The 14,201-nt window shown below is 55.9% G+C and carries 12 protein-coding genes and 2 tRNA genes; 9 read left to right on the top strand and 5 right to left on the bottom strand.

What is annotated here, in order from left to right; translation table 11 throughout:
• Nucleotides 1-124: 124 nt before the first annotated feature.
• The 3 genes from BBKW_RS00870 (at nucleotide 125) to BBKW_RS00880 (ending at nucleotide 4,030) form a co-directional block, all read left to right on the top strand.
• Entirely contained in the window at nucleotides 125-682 is a 558-nt protein-coding gene (locus BBKW_RS00870; protein ID WP_004220257.1) for a YbhB/YbcL family Raf kinase inhibitor-like protein, read from the top strand.
• Between the two features lie 132 nt (nucleotides 683-814).
• Complete coding sequence (locus BBKW_RS00875; RefSeq protein ID WP_033500690.1) at nucleotides 815-2,407, top strand: C69 family dipeptidase; 1,593 nt, start codon at nucleotides 815-817, stop codon at nucleotides 2,405-2,407.
• Nucleotides 2,408-2,512: 105 nt separating this feature from the next.
• A complete protein-coding gene (locus BBKW_RS00880) occupies nucleotides 2,513-4,030 on the top strand; it encodes a formate--tetrahydrofolate ligase (protein ID WP_033500691.1) in 1,518 nt (505 codons plus the stop codon).
• 255 nt (nucleotides 4,031-4,285) lie between these two features.
• Here the strand turns inward: BBKW_RS00880 and BBKW_RS00885 are convergent, their stop codons facing one another.
• Nucleotides 4,286-4,633, bottom strand: a complete 348-nt coding sequence (locus BBKW_RS00885) for a phenylpyruvate tautomerase MIF-related protein (RefSeq protein WP_033500692.1) — start codon at nucleotides 4,631-4,633, stop codon at nucleotides 4,286-4,288.
• 174 nt (nucleotides 4,634-4,807) lie between these two features.
• Here BBKW_RS00885 and BBKW_RS00890 point away from each other — a divergent pair, with 174 nt between their 5' ends.
• Nucleotides 4,808-5,344 (top strand): GtrA family protein, encoded by a 537-nt coding sequence (locus BBKW_RS00890; protein ID WP_033500693.1) that lies wholly within the window; start codon nucleotides 4,808-4,810, stop codon nucleotides 5,342-5,344.
• Between the two features lie 165 nt (nucleotides 5,345-5,509).
• On the opposite strand, the gene BBKW_RS00895 is transcribed toward BBKW_RS00890, so the two are convergent.
• Nucleotides 5,510-6,934: an MFS transporter gene (locus tag BBKW_RS00895; RefSeq protein ID WP_033500694.1), complete on the bottom strand. Its 1,425-nt coding sequence runs from the start codon at nucleotides 6,932-6,934 to the stop codon at nucleotides 5,510-5,512.
• Between the two features lie 460 nt (nucleotides 6,935-7,394).
• Here BBKW_RS00895 and BBKW_RS00900 point away from each other — a divergent pair, with 460 nt between their 5' ends.
• Together BBKW_RS00900 and BBKW_RS00905 are read left to right on the top strand one after the other, a co-directional pair.
• Entirely contained in the window at nucleotides 7,395-8,054 is a 660-nt protein-coding gene (locus tag BBKW_RS00900) for a histidine phosphatase family protein (protein ID WP_033500695.1), read from the top strand.
• 157 nt (nucleotides 8,055-8,211) lie between these two features.
• Nucleotides 8,212-9,249, top strand: a complete 1,038-nt coding sequence (locus BBKW_RS00905) for a hypothetical protein (protein ID WP_033500696.1) — start codon at nucleotides 8,212-8,214, stop codon at nucleotides 9,247-9,249.
• Nucleotides 9,250-9,444: 195 nt separating this feature from the next.
• Here the strand turns inward: BBKW_RS00905 and BBKW_RS00910 are convergent, their stop codons facing one another.
• The 3 genes from BBKW_RS00910 to BBKW_RS00920 form a co-directional block, all read right to left on the bottom strand.
• Nucleotides 9,445-10,356: a DUF805 domain-containing protein gene (locus BBKW_RS00910; RefSeq protein ID WP_051920336.1), complete on the bottom strand. Its 912-nt coding sequence runs from the start codon at nucleotides 10,354-10,356 to the stop codon at nucleotides 9,445-9,447.
• Between the two features lie 160 nt (nucleotides 10,357-10,516).
• Entirely contained in the window at nucleotides 10,517-11,740 is a 1,224-nt protein-coding gene (locus tag BBKW_RS00915; protein ID WP_048349485.1) for a type II toxin-antitoxin system HipA family toxin, read from the bottom strand.
• A gap of 22 nt (nucleotides 11,741-11,762) precedes the next feature.
• Nucleotides 11,763-11,969, bottom strand: a complete 207-nt coding sequence (locus BBKW_RS00920; protein ID WP_231858499.1) for a helix-turn-helix domain-containing protein — start codon at nucleotides 11,967-11,969, stop codon at nucleotides 11,763-11,765.
• A 249-nt stretch (nucleotides 11,970-12,218) separates the two neighbouring features.
• Here BBKW_RS00920 and gltX point away from each other — a divergent pair, with 249 nt between their 5' ends.
• The 3 genes from gltX to BBKW_RS00935 all read left to right on the top strand — a co-directional run bounded on the left by gltX (nucleotide 12,219) and on the right by BBKW_RS00935 (nucleotide 14,131).
• Entirely contained in the window at nucleotides 12,219-13,739 is a 1,521-nt protein-coding gene (gene gltX / locus BBKW_RS00925; protein ID WP_033500698.1) for a glutamate--tRNA ligase, read from the top strand.
• A 206-nt stretch (nucleotides 13,740-13,945) separates the two neighbouring features.
• Nucleotides 13,946-14,018, top strand: a tRNA-Glu gene (locus tag BBKW_RS00930).
• Nucleotides 14,019-14,056: 38 nt separating this feature from the next.
• Nucleotides 14,057-14,131 (top strand) — tRNA-Gln (locus tag BBKW_RS00935).
• Nucleotides 14,132-14,201 lie beyond the last annotated feature (70 nt).

Consider the following 14,201-nt stretch of genomic DNA (forward strand, 5'->3'; position numbering starts at 1 on the left):
TGTTTCCCGGACCGACCCCTGCCCGCGTGCCCCACAGGCTCGCCGCAGGGGTCGTTTCGTTATGTTTCGTTATGCCGTCAATTGAAACCTTGTATGAGTCAGACGCTTGAGGGATACTGGGTGCATGAAGATTTCCGCAGATTTCACCGTCATTCCCGACGCGTTTGCCAAGGCGGCGCCGCCTGAGAACTGCATCGACGGTACGCCGATTGTTTCCTTCCCCTTCTACATTGATGCGCTTGATCCTGCAGTGCAGTTCCTGCATTGGGAATTCGTTGATCCGGATTCAATTCCGGTATGCGGTTTCCAGTGGAATCATTGGTCCCTCGCGAACCTGCCCGTGGATGCGCTGATGTACGATTTCAACGATTCTCACGCGCTCGCGATTCCGGCTGATTTCTCGCGCACGGTTTCCGCGATGATTCCTGAAACGGTTCAGGGACGCACGTCCGCCGCCTCGCCGTTGCTGCAGGGCCGCAGCAGTGATCCCGCAGTGACGATGCGTTACAACGGTCCATATCCGCCAGATCAGGATCATGACTACTATCTGCATGTGTGGGGTACCACGGCTCCGCTCGCCGGCCTCAATCAGGGATTCTGGCTCAACGAAATGGAACGTGCGCTGCGTACTTCCGGTACAATCGTTGATCAGGGCGCTATTTTCCTCACTGGAAAAGCCTGATTTGTGAAAGAGGATCTCAAGTAAGGCCAGAAATTTGATTTCCGCAACAATATAACGATATAAAGATGCGGAAATCAGAAATATATCCGACGAAAACGTATTGACAATAATCGAAAGGATTGCTGAATAATTATGGCGTGCACCACGATTTTGGTTGGCAAAGACGCAAGTTATGACGGATCGACCATCATCGCCCGTAATGAAGATAGTGCAAATGGTGAGTTTTGCCCGAAGCGCTTCATCGTAGTCAAGCCTGAAGATCAGCCGCGCAAGTACAAGAGCGTGCTTTCGCATGTTGAAATCGATCTTCCTGACAATCCGCTGCAGTATACGGCTGTGCCGAATGCCGATCCGAAGGAAGGCATTTGGGGCGAAGCTGGCGTGAACGAAGCGAACGTTGCCATGAGCGCCACCGAAACGCTCACCACCAATGAGCGTGTGCTCGGTGCCGATCCGTTCGTGGAACTCACGCCGGCCAAAGGCAAGGAAGGCGAAGAGGGCTATGAGCCGGAAGTCGCCGGTGGCATTGGCGAAGAGGATTTCCTTACTCTCGTGCTGCCGTACGTCACCACCGCCCGTGAGGGTGTGGAACGTTTGGGCGCTCTGCTTGAGGAGTATGGCACGTATGAGATGAACGGCGTTGCTTTCTCCGACGTCGACGAGATCTGGTGGCTGGAAACCGTTGGCGGCCATCATTGGATCGCCAAGCGTGTGCCGGACGAAGCGTATGTGACCATGCCGAACCAGCTGGGCATTGACGAATTTGATCTTGAAGATGCGCTTGGCGAGCAGGAGGACCACATGTGCTCCGCCGATCTGGCCGAGTTCATCGAACGCAACCATCTTGACCTGTCGGTGGAGAATTCCACTCCGTTCAACCCGCGTGACGCGTTCGGCTCCCACTCCGATTCCGACCACGTGTACAACACTCCGCGTGCCTGGTACATGCAGCGTTTCCTTAACCCGTACGACGAGCAGTGGGATGGTCAGGATGCCGACCACAAGCCGGTTTCCGACGATATTCCGTGGGCTCGCCAGCCGGAACGCAAAATCACCATCGAAGATGTGAAGTATGTGCTGAGCTCCCACTATCAGGGCACTCCGTACGATCCGTATGGAAAGCTTGGCGACCAGCGCACCCGCCACATGTTCCGCCCGATCGGCATCAACCGTCAGAGCCAGCTTGCGGTGATGCAGATCCGCCCGTACCGCCCGCAGGTGAGCCGTGCGATCCAGTGGATCGCCTATGGTTCCAATCCGTTCAACACGCTCGTGCCGTTCTTCCCGAACGTCAACTCCACGCCGAAGTATTTGGAAGACACCACCACGCGCGTCACGTCCGAAAACTTCTATTGGGAGAACCGCATCATCGCGGCCCTGTGCGATTCCAGCTTCGCCGACACCGCCAACGCCGTGGAACGCTATCAGGAGAAGACCGGCGCGATGGGCCACCGCATGGTTGCCTCTACCGACGAGCAGATCGAACGTTTGGTGGGTGACGTGACCGACGAATTCGATGCGGAAGACGAAATCGGCGATGTTCAGCCTATGGAACCGGATGAAATCATCGAAGCCGTGCGCAACGGCGAAGCCCGTGAAATCCTTGCCGCAGCCAACGAGACCATGGCCGCGCAGCTCAAGGAGGAAACCGACAAGCTTCTTGATTCCGTGCTGTACACCGCCAGCATGAACATGAAGAACGGCTTCCACATGTCGGACTTCTAAAATCTCACTATTCGGCTCTCGTGACCACGTTGCGGGAGCCAATTATTTTCCGCAATACAACATCGTTAGAATGACGTGCATTCCAATTTGAAGAAAGGAACCCCAGTGACCAGCATTGAGGATTTCACCAGCCAGTACGGCTTGGTGCAGAAGATTGATGCGTTCGGCTATCTCGATTATTTGAAGAATGATCCGGATGCTCCACGCAAGCATGGCAAGGTCGTGCTCGTCACCGCCGATACTCCGCTGAAGGCGTCTCGCGGCGAGGGCAAGACCACCACCACGATCGCGCTGATCGACGCGTTGCGTGAGCGTGGCATTGATGCGGCCGCAGTGCTCCGTCAGCCGAGCATGGGCATTACCGCTGCCGGTTCCAAGGGTGGCGCTTCGGGCGGCGGCAAGGCTTCCCTGACCCACCCTGAGCTGATCGACTGGGGTCTGTGCGGCGAAATGGGCGCTATCGAAGCGGCCCAGAACCTGCTGGTTTCCTTCGCTGAGAAGGCCATCGACGACGGCAAGCTGGACACCATTCTCGTGCCGCGCGTCTCCGAAGTGCCGTCCCGTTCCCTGCGCCAGATCGCAGTGGACCGTGGCAAGGGCGACGTGGCTGAGCGCGTGGTACTCACTCCGACCTGCGAGCTCATGCAGATTGTGGTGCTCTCTCGTTCCATGGATGAGATCGCCGATCGTGTTTCCAAGATGATTGCCGGTACGAAGGACGGTAAGGCCGTTACATTCGGTGAATTCGTTGATTTGTGGCGTATTACCGGCATTCTTTCCGATGCGGTGAAGCCGGCGAAGACGGAAACGGTGAATGGTTCTCCCGTGTATGTGCACGGCGGTCCGTTCGCGAACGTGTCTATCGGTATTCCGACGCTGGTTTCCGTGGAAATGGCGTGCGCTCTGCACGACGTGGTGATTGTTGAGGCTGGTTACGGTACTGATGCGGGCGCTCAGAAGTGGCTTGACATTGCTTGCCGCGAGTATGGCGCACAGTGGCCGTCCGCTGCGATTGTGGTGACTCGTGCTTCCACTTGGCGTGACGATCCGGCGCTCGCTTGGCGTTACCCGTTCCATGTGCAGCGCTTGGAAGGTCTGGATATTCCTACGTTCCCGCTGATTAACCTGTGGGATGGCGAAGACGATCAGATTCCGGCTTTGCAGCAGACCGCCAAGGATCTGGAGTTCCGTGAACCGATTATCGGCAACCTGTATCGTGACGGCGGCAATGCGCTCGCCCCGCAGCTTGACGCGTTTGTTGACGCGGTGGTGAACGGTTCCATGCCGGCCACGCCGCACAGCCGCAAGGGTATGGCTCTGGTGGAGAACGTGCGTTGGGTTGCCGAAAACGCGTACGGTGTGCCGGCGGACCGTGTGATTCTGAAGGACGGTTTTGCTGAATCGCTTAATAAGGCGATGGACCTGTGCGCCAGCGCCGACGTTGACTTCGGTTCGCTCGCGCTGGTTGCGGTGAAGTCTCCGGCCACGATGACTGACAACGATTCTGCTCCGGCTGAGGAGCGTACGGTTACGTTGAAGAAGGTTGAGGTGCATTCCGGTGCCGGTTTGGTGCATGTGAATCTCACCACTTCGCTGACTACGCCGATGCCGAAGATCGTGTGATAAACGAGTCGTAGCGTTCTGATTGCAACGTTTTAGGGCGGCCGCTTACGTATATACGTAGGTGGTCGCCCTTTTTGCACCCTAATTTTGGCGGTTTCTAGCGAACGTCGCAACGCCATGACCTCGCAGGAACGGTGGTAACTTCGTCAGAAGTTGTCGCCCCGAACCGTGAGGCGGGAAACACGGTGTGTTTCCCGTAGGTGAGGTGAGAGGTTCGCAATATGGGCGAACCCCGAAGGAACGATGGTAACTTCGTCAGAAGTTGCCGCCGTTCCAGCCCCAGTCGGTGGTGGCGGTGTAACGGATGTACGTGCGGTCGGCTGGAATGCCCAGTTCCTTCTCCAATGCGGCCATGATCTGCTCGGTCAGCTTCTCCCAGGTGGAACCGGGCACGGAACGACCGAACACGTTCACTTCGACGTATGCGGCTGGCTTGGAATCGTCGCCGCCGAAATAAATCGGCATATTGTCTTCAAATGGGCACATCAGCCAGCCTTCGGACTTGCCGGGAACGGCGGTGATCGCCTTGCCGTATGCGGACTTCAGCGCCTCGCGCTGTTCGGCGGTGGTGGACACGGAAACATGGGTATGAATGACTGGCATGATGCTCTCCTTGAATTGTTGAAATCAGCCTTTGCGGTTCACCTCCAGTCTAGGCGTCGAACGGCGCAGTCGGGGTGGTTGCGTGAGAAATTTTGGGCTTTGTCTGAATGGCTTCCAAGGTGGTCTGCGTGCGCGTGTTAAATATTCGTTGTGAGAAAACTGATTGAACAGCTTATGAAATTTGGCCTCGTTGGCGTAATCGCCTTCATTATCGACTGGGGCATTCTGAATCTTCTCGTCGGCGTATTCCGCATGCACAACGTGCTCGCCGCAACCATCTCGTTCGTTATTTCCCTGATTTTCAACTATGTCGCCAGCATGAAACTGGTGTTCAAGCACCGTGACGACATGGCCCGCTGGATGGAAATCCTTATTTTCGTGATTGGCGCGCTGATCGGCCTGTTCATGAACGACGCCATTATTTGGATCTCCACGTATGGCATGAACCATGATGCATACGTGTCACAGAGCACGGAATATCTGATCCGTACCAATGTCGGCAAGCTCATCGCAACCGCCGTAGTGATGGTGTGGAACTTCCTGACGCGCAAATGGCTGCTCGACGATACGCATACCAACGCCATGAACCGTCTGCGCAAAGCCGACAACCGCCTGACTCCGGAGGAGTTGGAAGCCAAGTGGCAGAACAGCTTCTCGCACAAGCTTGGTATATGGTCGCTGGAGCACACTCCCAACGGCTGGCCCAAGTAGTCTTGAATTCGGAAAATCTGTCTGCACAACTCGGAAATTTGCCCCGATTTCCGAATTGTGCAGACGTCCTGGCAGTCCTGAATATGAAAAGGCGGTGCCTCACACCTATACAAAGGTGTGAGGCACCGCCTTCTCATATGCTTTGCATGCTTTAAGCGCGAAAGGTCACACGCTTACGGTGGTGAGCATGGGCTGCTCAGTGGAGTCCTTGATCTGCTTGAAGCCGAACAGGGCGATCGCCAGCGAGGTGAGCGCCAAAGCCGTCACCACAATGAAACCACCGTGTGATCCCATACGGTCGATGAACTGGCCGGCAATCGCCGAACCGACGGAACCGCCGATCGAGTTCATCGCACCCATCCAGGCCATGCCTTCGGTGAAGCGTGTGGGTGGCACCAAGTGCAGCATCAATTGGTTGCCGTTCACCCACGTTGGTGCTTGGCACACGCCGATGAACAGGTAGATGATCATGATCACCCACAGATGTTTGGCGAACATGAACGAGCCGATGCCTAGATCGACCACGGCAAGGCAGAAGTAGAAACGTTTCCACAGCGGAATCGTCCAATTCTTCGCACCATACACGAGTGCGCCAATCAGCGAACTGAACGAGAAACAGGCGAACACGAAACCCGTGTACTGCTTCATATTCGCTTCCGTAGCGAACGCGACGATCGAAATGCCGGCAGCCGACTGGAACGCACCCAAGCCAAACCATGTCACGCACACGGCAATCAGTCCCGGCCCCCAAATCGACTCCTTGCGCCCGGCATTCACATCCGCGGCGGCCTGATCCATGGCGGCCTGCACTTCCGCAGCCGTTTTGCCTTCGGAACGTGCTCGATCGCGAGCGTATTCGATTGCCGCTTCAGCCTGCAACGCCTTGGAACGGGCGGCTTCGCGCTCGCGGTATTCCTTGCGGGTCATGCCCGCTTCGCGAGCCAGCTGCGTCTGCGATTTCGGCTCGGTGGAAAGCTCAGTGAGGAACATGAGCGCGCCGACCACCACGCACACGCCGGTGAACGAGAACGCCAATAGGCCGGAAATCACGGCCAGCGTGGAGGCGAGCGGATTGCCGATCACCCACATGCATTCGTCGAACACGCCGGAAAGCGAAAGCGCACGGTTCGTTCTCTCCGTATCGCCTTTAAGCAGCGTCGTCCAACGCTGACGGCTCATCGCGCCCCACGGCGGAATCGCCGCCATGAACGGCACGATGCAGAACAGAATCCATGAGGGCACTCGCGCGGTGATGCAGGAAACCAGTGCGGTCGCTGCGATCATCCACACAATGATCGTCGGAATCGACACCTGGCGCTGGCCGAACTTATCAACCAACTTGCCAAGCACTGGGCTTGCAACGGCCAGCGCGATCGCCTGCACGGCCGTCAGTGCGCCTGCCAGCGAGTAATTGCCGTAATAATGCTGCACGGAAATCGTGATTGTCATGCCGACCATCGGGAACGGCATGCATGCGATTACTGAACCGACCGAAAATCGGGCGGTGTGCGGTATGCGAAGAAGCTCCGCATACCCTCCGAAAAGACGTTGGCCGATGCTTTTGGCACCGGCGAGGACTGAATTGGTCATGTTTTGCCGCTCCTTTCTGCTCACGGTTGGTGCTTGCATCCGCCGCTTTGCGTTGCCGCAGACCGCTTGATATACCCTTGTTCTGCCTTGATTGTTTTTCTGTTGTTTTCTCTCCAGTCCCAGTCTCTCTCTTCAACCTTGCTTGAACGTCAATCGATTGACGCTTCGGCGTGTTGCATAGGGGGTGGAGATTGGTTGTGTGTCATTTTCTTGACTTAGACAACTTTATGCGGAGGTACTGTCGCAACACGCGGTACATTGAGGTTGGCAGACATAATTCGATTGGCTATTTTGTAAGTACTCAACACACGTTCACTTGGTGGGCGAAAAGATGTTTGGCGGGCGAAAGACGGTTGTTGCAAAATGGTTACGCAACGCTTCTAAAGCTTGCGATTGCAGGATTTTCGTTCCATCGGTCAACGTCAGCAGTCCGGCAGCATCTTGCGGAAAGGCGGTAGGGATGCCCGCAACAACCATCCATTTCGTACGTCACGGCAAAGTCGAAAATCCGGGGCATTTGCTCTACGAACGACTGCCTGGATTTCACCTGTCGGAAGTGGGCGTGCGCATGGCGCAGGCGACCGCGCATTACATTGCCGTCAGTCCGCAACTCAACACGGTTTCCGCCATCTACTCGTCGCCGCTGGAACGCACGCGCGAAACGGCCGGCGAAATCCTCACCGCACTCAACGAAGTGCGTGAAACCCGTGGCGAGGAGCCGCTGGAACTCACCACCGACGAGCGCATCATCGAAGCGCGCAATGAATTCCGCGGCACGCGCATCGGCTACGGCGAAGGCGCGCTCTGGAAAAACGGTAACTGGAAGCTGGTGCGCAACCTGTGGAAGCCAAGCTGGGGTGAAAGCTACCAGTCGATCGCGCATCGTGTGCAAGCGTTCGCCCTTGAAAAAGTGGGGGAGCATCCGGGTGAGCAAATCATTGTAGTCAGCCACGAATCGCCCATCTGGAGCTACAGGCATATGCTGGAAACTGGGCACCCGGAACATAATATGCTGCTACGCCACACGGCGCTCGCCTCCATTACTTCCATTACCTACGATTGCGATACGCGAAAGGTTTTGTCGATCACGTATGTCGACCCCGCTGCCGGCGTGAAATAATGCGTGAAACGCGCGGCGGATGGTTGTGGTGGCTGATATGCGGCAGGTAACGTGCGTCGGTTGTTGAAAGGAAGGGGATTCCATGCCATTATTGAAGGGCTGGGTCTCCTGATGGGCTTAGCGAAGATATGGACGTCGAGGCTGCAAAGGAGCACGAATGCCTTTTAAGATCAACAACGAAGCGCTTTACCCGCTCTACAATATGCCTCATACGCAGTTGGCTATCGAATATTGCGTCAAAGTGGTGGAGTTGTGGCCGCTGCAAACCGCGCAGGAGATGGAGAACGACGCCAAGTATATGGAAGATCTGCAGGTAGGATTCTCCTGCATGATGGCAAGGGCGTTGCTGCGCTTGCCGGATGAAGTCGACATATCCGTGGCGGAAGCCGTATATGAGGGAATGGATGAGATACCGGGCTGCGATCCAGCAGTGGTGCAGGCCCTGAAGAAAGCCAATCAAGCGTACGACGTGATGCGCGATTATTCCGAAACCAACAATGCCGACCTGTTCTTCAAAGCGGCCGACATTCTGGGTATCTTCATCGACGCCCACGTCGAAAAGAGCATCCGCAGTGTGATGAAAAGCGTCACTCACCTCATTCGCGGTAGCTCCGGATTCGAATTCGACGGCGAGGCGTCGAAGAACGTCAGCTTCTGTTATGCCACCACAGTTGATCCGTTGCAGCTCACCGGCCGTTACCTTGCATCTGTTGCGGTGTGCGACGGACTGATGAATCTCATGTGCGACGGCATTGACGATTTGGGCGAGCAGGTCATACGTGTGCTGCCGGTATTGCTGTACGCCAACGAGCTGTGCGAGCAGATGGCCATTCCGCCGACCTGCATGGGTGATGCGGCCCTGCTGCAACTGGTTGAAATGCGCGATTCCATACGCCACATGGATGGAATCGTTCCGGTCGAGGTCAATTCCTTCTGCGAGCGGACTTTCCTTATAACCGCAAACATGATGATTCCGCAGGCGGGCTTGGAATGGTCGTATCATGCGGATTGCCTGCGCTGGGATCCGAAGAAGGCCGAACGGGAAGCCAAGGAAGAGGACGAGCGTAAGAGCAAGGAGGCGCTTGCTGAAAAGTTCAAATTGACGAAGGACGATTCGTCTGATTCGAGCGAAGCTTCAGACGTTGCGAAAACCGAAGATGCGGAAGGCGGCACTTCAGAACGCGATTCGGAATAATCAAAATACTGCAAAACAGATATTCTGAAAATAAATTTAGAATATGAAATCTCGTCGCGATATCGAATGATGGTATTGACGTGACAATATAAAAATCCCGGCACTTGCGACTTCGGTACCGGGATTTTTATTACTGATTGTTGCAGATAATATTTTGCTGTGACGTGGTTGTGATTGGGTTGTGCGCGACGTTCGTCAGTGACGGATATTGCCTTCCACGGTAGGGTCGTCGGATCCGTCGGAACCATACGGGGTGCCGTACGGAGCGTTTGTGGCTGCAGGGGTTGGGGTCGGTGCCGCCGGAACTGGGGTATAACCGTTGCCGGCTGCAGGGTCGTCGAAGCGTACGCCGGCCGGATCGGTCTTCCTGGCCATGAGCACGATGAATATGATCGACGTGGCCAGGAAGGTGACGAGGCCAAAAAGGAACAGTAAAAGTCCGGCAAGATCTGATTTGCCAACTCCATCCATTGCTGAGATAAAGCGGATACCCATCAAAAAGACGCCGATGACAGTTGCGCCAATGACAGTTGCGCCAATGAGGTTAGCCACATAGAGGATGACCAGTGTGGTACCTGGCTTATTGATGTCGTGCAGGCGGCGAACGGAAAGTGCGAGGGAGGGAATAATCGTTGCCAGTCCCCAAATGGCGTTGACAGTTCTTTGAATGCCGTTGGCAGCGTCGCCATCGATGATGGCGTCCAGAACCGCGATGATGATGCAGTTGCACAGAATCCACCACCAGAATTCGCCGCGGGAGGCGCGACCCTTGAATGTGGCGTATTTCTTCCAGAAACGGATGAACGCCTCGCCGATGGTGCAGTTATATGCCGGCTGATCGAGCGGAGCGGTCAGCGCGAAGAAACCGTTGGTCCCCTGAGGCTGAGGCGCGCCGTACTGCGGCTGCTGTTGGTTGTAGCCGGCGGCATTGTTGTACTGCGGTGCGCTGTATTGCGGTGAGCCATACTGGGGTGCCTGCTGGCCGTAGTCGGGTGCGTCGTATTGCGGTGCCTGCTGGCCGTAATCATTCTGCCCGTAGGAGCCGTAGCCGCCGTATTGCGGGGGTTGCTGCGGGTTTTGTGGATTATATTGGTTGGGGTCCGTCATTAGATACCCTTTCGGAAAGTGAATCGACATCAAAAGTGAAATCAATACTCTTTCATTATAGGTATAGAAATACCGAAAAGTATTGCAGTACGAAACAGTCCTGACAACCTCCTCAAAATCCCGTCTGACCGTACTTGAATTGTGCATGGCTTGCGGGCGCTCAGACAAGGCATCCCAACGTTTCCAACCCGTGTTGGAAACGACCTGACATAATGGCTAGCGAATGACTGTCTATGCGTGTCTTGCGTGCCAAAGATAGCGCTTGGCTCAATGCGGAGCGAAGTTTTTCTGTATAGCTGATTGCAGCTGACGTGGGAATATCGAATAAAGCCAGGGCATCTTTGCGCATGAGGAGTTCGGGGGTGACTTGTCCGTCTCCAAACAATGTAAGCTGATGCTCGTCCGATAGGTTTTCATCGTAGGGCTCTGGATTGAGGTCGAATGCGGGAGATAGCTCCCATGTACTGTCTTTTCGTATGAACCCGTGATTTCTCAGATGGTCATCGCAATTGCCGATGGCAGCGCCGAACATGGCTCGACGCCAAAGCTCATGAAGATCGCATCCCATACTGCGTGCAAATTCCGCCAAATCAAGCCAATCTCCACCTTCTCCGTCGTGTGCGTCGAGCGCTGTCATTGCGGAATAGTAGGGGATTCGCGTCATGAATGATGGACCCTCTTTTGAAGGCTGTCTGTCGAATCTTGAAGTAAGTAGTACGCTGCGGTGACGATCTTGGCTGTCAGTAATGCTGATGGTACGGTGATTCGGCACGCGAATTCCTGCCATATCAGCTAGTTGCAGGGTTACTGCTTCCCAGCCAGTAATATCCCATTCGTCTCCGGATGGTTTGGGAAATTTCGCCAGCCAAAGCATGCCCTTGTCGTAGATGCATGCCTTAGGGCGAGCCCCACCGAGCGAGCCTGTGGCGCGGTAGAGTCGGCGCAGGTCAATGTCTGCGACTTCGCGGTCTTCTCCCACCGCATCGGCTGTGTCGAGTAGTTTTGGCAGGTCGGTGAGTTTTGGTATGTCATTGCCGCTCGCTTGAGGGGTGCCATCTATGTAGTAGCGTAGCGCACCTTGTCGGGTCGCGTCGTCGACGCCAAGCAGGTACTCGATTTCGGAAACACGCTTGCGTTTGAGCGCGCGGTTGAGGAGTTTTCTGCCCCACCGGTCTGGCGCGCTGTCTGAGAATGGTCCAAGCCCCTCGAAGAAGAACGGCGCGTCGGATACTCTCGGCAATGCCGGCGTAAGGTCGTACGCATTGTCTGACGCGAGAAATTCAGGGGTGTAGCGAAAAGTGATGCGGTTGTTTTGGGCGAAGATGGTGCCCGCTTGTACGTCTTGCCCCTGCAACGTAGTGTGCACTTGTATGGTTTGGCTCATGAGAATTGTTTTCTGACTTGGGTTATCTTCTGACGCGTTGGGGGAGCTCGTCGATGGCGCGGCTCATGCCCAGCATGGTGTTGTAGGGATTGGTGGCTTCGATCATTGGGTCGATAAGTTGCAGGATGTTCATGACTGCGAAAAGCGAGTCGGTGCGCACTGGTTTGCCGCTTTCGATGCTGCGCACCGTATTGATGTTGACTCCCGCGCGGATGGCTACATCCTCCAAGGTGAGGCGAAGGAGTTTTCGTTGGATTTGTGTGTGTTCACCAAGCTTTCGCAGTGTTCTGCTTACTTTTGTCGGCGTGTATTTCATGGTGGCCCTCGGACTTAATTATATGTATTTTATATTTTATCAGCAATAAGATATAAGATACATATAATTGACGATTTGAGAAACTGATTGTTGTCGGCGTTGTTGACGAGCCGGTGTGTGGGGATGGGCGGCACGTCCGGTTTGCGGGGCACAATGGAACCTATGACTGAAGCTGAAAACACCAAACCGGAACTTCCTGAGAATGTTCGCGTGCGCTTCTGCCCGTCTCCGACCGGCATTCCGCACGTCGGCATGGTCCGTACCGCACTGTTCAACTGGGCTGAGGCCCGCCACACCAAGGGCACGTTCGTGTTCCGTATTGAAGATACGGACGCCCAGCGCGACTCCGAGGAAAGCTACAACCAGATCATCGAAGCCCTGAACTGGCTGGGCATCGACTGGGATGAGGGCATCAACGTAGGCGGTCCTGACGGTCCGTACCGCCAGTCCGAGCGTGGCGACATCTACAAGGATGTCGCAGCCAAGTTGCTCGAAGCCGGCTATGCGTACGAATCCTTCTCCACTCCGGAAGAAATCGAAGCCCGCAACGTGGCTGCAGGCCGCCCGAAGGCATTCGGCTACGACGGTTACGACCGTAATCTCACCGAAGAGCAGAAGGCCGCTTTCCGTGCGGAGGGCCGTAAGCCCGCCCTGCGTATCCGCATGCCCGACGAGGATATCGCGTTCGACGATCTGATCCGTGGCCGCATCGAATTCAAGGCCGGTTCCGTGCCGGATTATGTGATCGTGCGCCCGAACGGCGATCCGCTGTACACGCTGACCAATCCAGTCGACGACGCCATGATGAATATCAACGTGGTGCTGCGCGGTGAGGACCTGTTGAGCTCCACCCCGCGTCAGATCGTGCTCTACCGTTACCTGATCGAGCTGGGCGTGGCCAAGGAAATGCCGCTGTTTGGCCACATGCCTTACGTGATGGGCCAGGGCAACAAGAAGCTTTCCAAGCGCGATCCGGAATCCAACCTGTTCCTGCATCGCGACAACGGCTTCATTCGCGAAGGCCTGTTGAACTACCTGGCGCTGCTGGGCTGGTCCATCGCCGCCGACCGCGACGTGTTCTCCATGGAAGAAATGATCGAGAAGTTCGACGTGCGTGATGTCAAGGCCAATCCGGCCCGTTTCGACATTGACAAGGCCATTTCCATCAACGCCGAACACATTCGCATGCTCGAACCGCAGGACTTCCTGAACCGTGCCGTGCCGTATCTGAACCGTGATGGCGTGGTTTCCGCTGATTCTTGGGATGCGCTGACCGACCGTGAGCGCGAAGTGCTGTCCGCTTCCGTAGATCTCGTGCAGCCGCGCGTGCGCCTGCTGGGCGAGGTTGCGGGCATGGTCGGCTCGCTGCTCTCTACCGAGGGCTATATCGAGCCTGACGACGATGCCAAGAAGCAGTTGAAGGATTCCGCTCCGGCGGTGCTCGACGCCGCCATTGCCGCGCTTTCCGCTGTCGATGAGGCTGATTGGAAGACCGACTTCCTGCATGAGACGCTGAACAAGGCGCTGATCGAGGATGGCGGTTACAAGCCGCGTCTGGCATTCGGCCCTGTGCGCGTGGCCATGAGCGGCCGCCGCGTGTCTCCGCCGCTGTTCGAATCCATGGAGATCGTCGGCAAGGAGATTGCCGTCGCTCGCCTGCAGGGTTTGCGCGAGCACCTGTGATGCGCTGATTCGTGCGTTTGCATGACTGCATAACTGTTGACCCGCTGGAATGTTTTGTTCCAGCGGGTTTTGTTGTTCCTGAGATGGTGCTTAAGAATGGTGGAAAATGGTGCGACACGCCGTGACTTGCGCACTTCTGAGGATTCGCGTATATTTATCACTCGTTGCGGTTCACGGCTTGGCTGAGAATCACAGCGATAACTCAAGCCCCCGTCGTCTAGCGGTCTAGGACTACGCCCTCTCACGGCGCCAACACCGGTTCAAATCCGGTCGGGGGTACGACGGACAACTTTTCGGAGTTGCCACGCCTGCCAAATTGGGATGTGGTGTAATTGGCAACACAGCTGATTCTGGTTCAGCCATTCTTGGTTCGAGTCCAGGCATCCCAGCCAATGACCCTCGCGGATGCGAGGGTTTTTTGTTTTTTGCAAGTAAAGTCTGTCACTATGGCACGGTCCAAGA

This window comes from Bifidobacterium catenulatum subsp. kashiwanohense JCM 15439 = DSM 21854, assembly GCF_001042615.1.
Lineage (GTDB): Bacteria > Actinomycetota > Actinomycetes > Actinomycetales > Bifidobacteriaceae > Bifidobacterium > Bifidobacterium catenulatum.

Excerpts from the sequence above, each read along its gene's own strand:
- BBKW_RS00870 (WP_004220257.1), top strand. The coding sequence starts at position 125 with ATGAAGATTTCCGCAGATTTCACCGTCATTCCCGACGCGTTTGCCAAG.
- BBKW_RS00875 (WP_033500690.1), top strand. The coding sequence starts at position 815 with ATGGCGTGCACCACGATTTTGGTTGGCAAAGACGCAAGTTATGACGGA.
- BBKW_RS00885 (WP_033500692.1), bottom strand. The coding sequence starts at position 4,633 with ATGCCAGTCATTCATACCCATGTTTCCGTGTCCACCACCGCCGAACAG.
- BBKW_RS00890 (WP_033500693.1), top strand. The coding sequence starts at position 4,808 with ATGAAATTTGGCCTCGTTGGCGTAATCGCCTTCATTATCGACTGGGGC.
- BBKW_RS00895 (WP_033500694.1), bottom strand. The coding sequence starts at position 6,934 with ATGACCAATTCAGTCCTCGCCGGTGCCAAAAGCATCGGCCAACGTCTT.
- BBKW_RS00900 (WP_033500695.1), top strand. The coding sequence starts at position 7,395 with ATGCCCGCAACAACCATCCATTTCGTACGTCACGGCAAAGTCGAAAAT.
- BBKW_RS00905 (WP_033500696.1), top strand. The coding sequence starts at position 8,212 with ATGCCTTTTAAGATCAACAACGAAGCGCTTTACCCGCTCTACAATATG.
- BBKW_RS00910 (WP_051920336.1), bottom strand. The coding sequence starts at position 10,356 with ATGACGGACCCCAACCAATATAATCCACAAAACCCGCAGCAACCCCCG.
- BBKW_RS00915 (WP_048349485.1), bottom strand. The coding sequence starts at position 11,740 with ATGAGCCAAACCATACAAGTGCACACTACGTTGCAGGGGCAAGACGTA.
- gltX (WP_033500698.1), top strand. The coding sequence starts at position 12,219 with ATGACTGAAGCTGAAAACACCAAACCGGAACTTCCTGAGAATGTTCGC.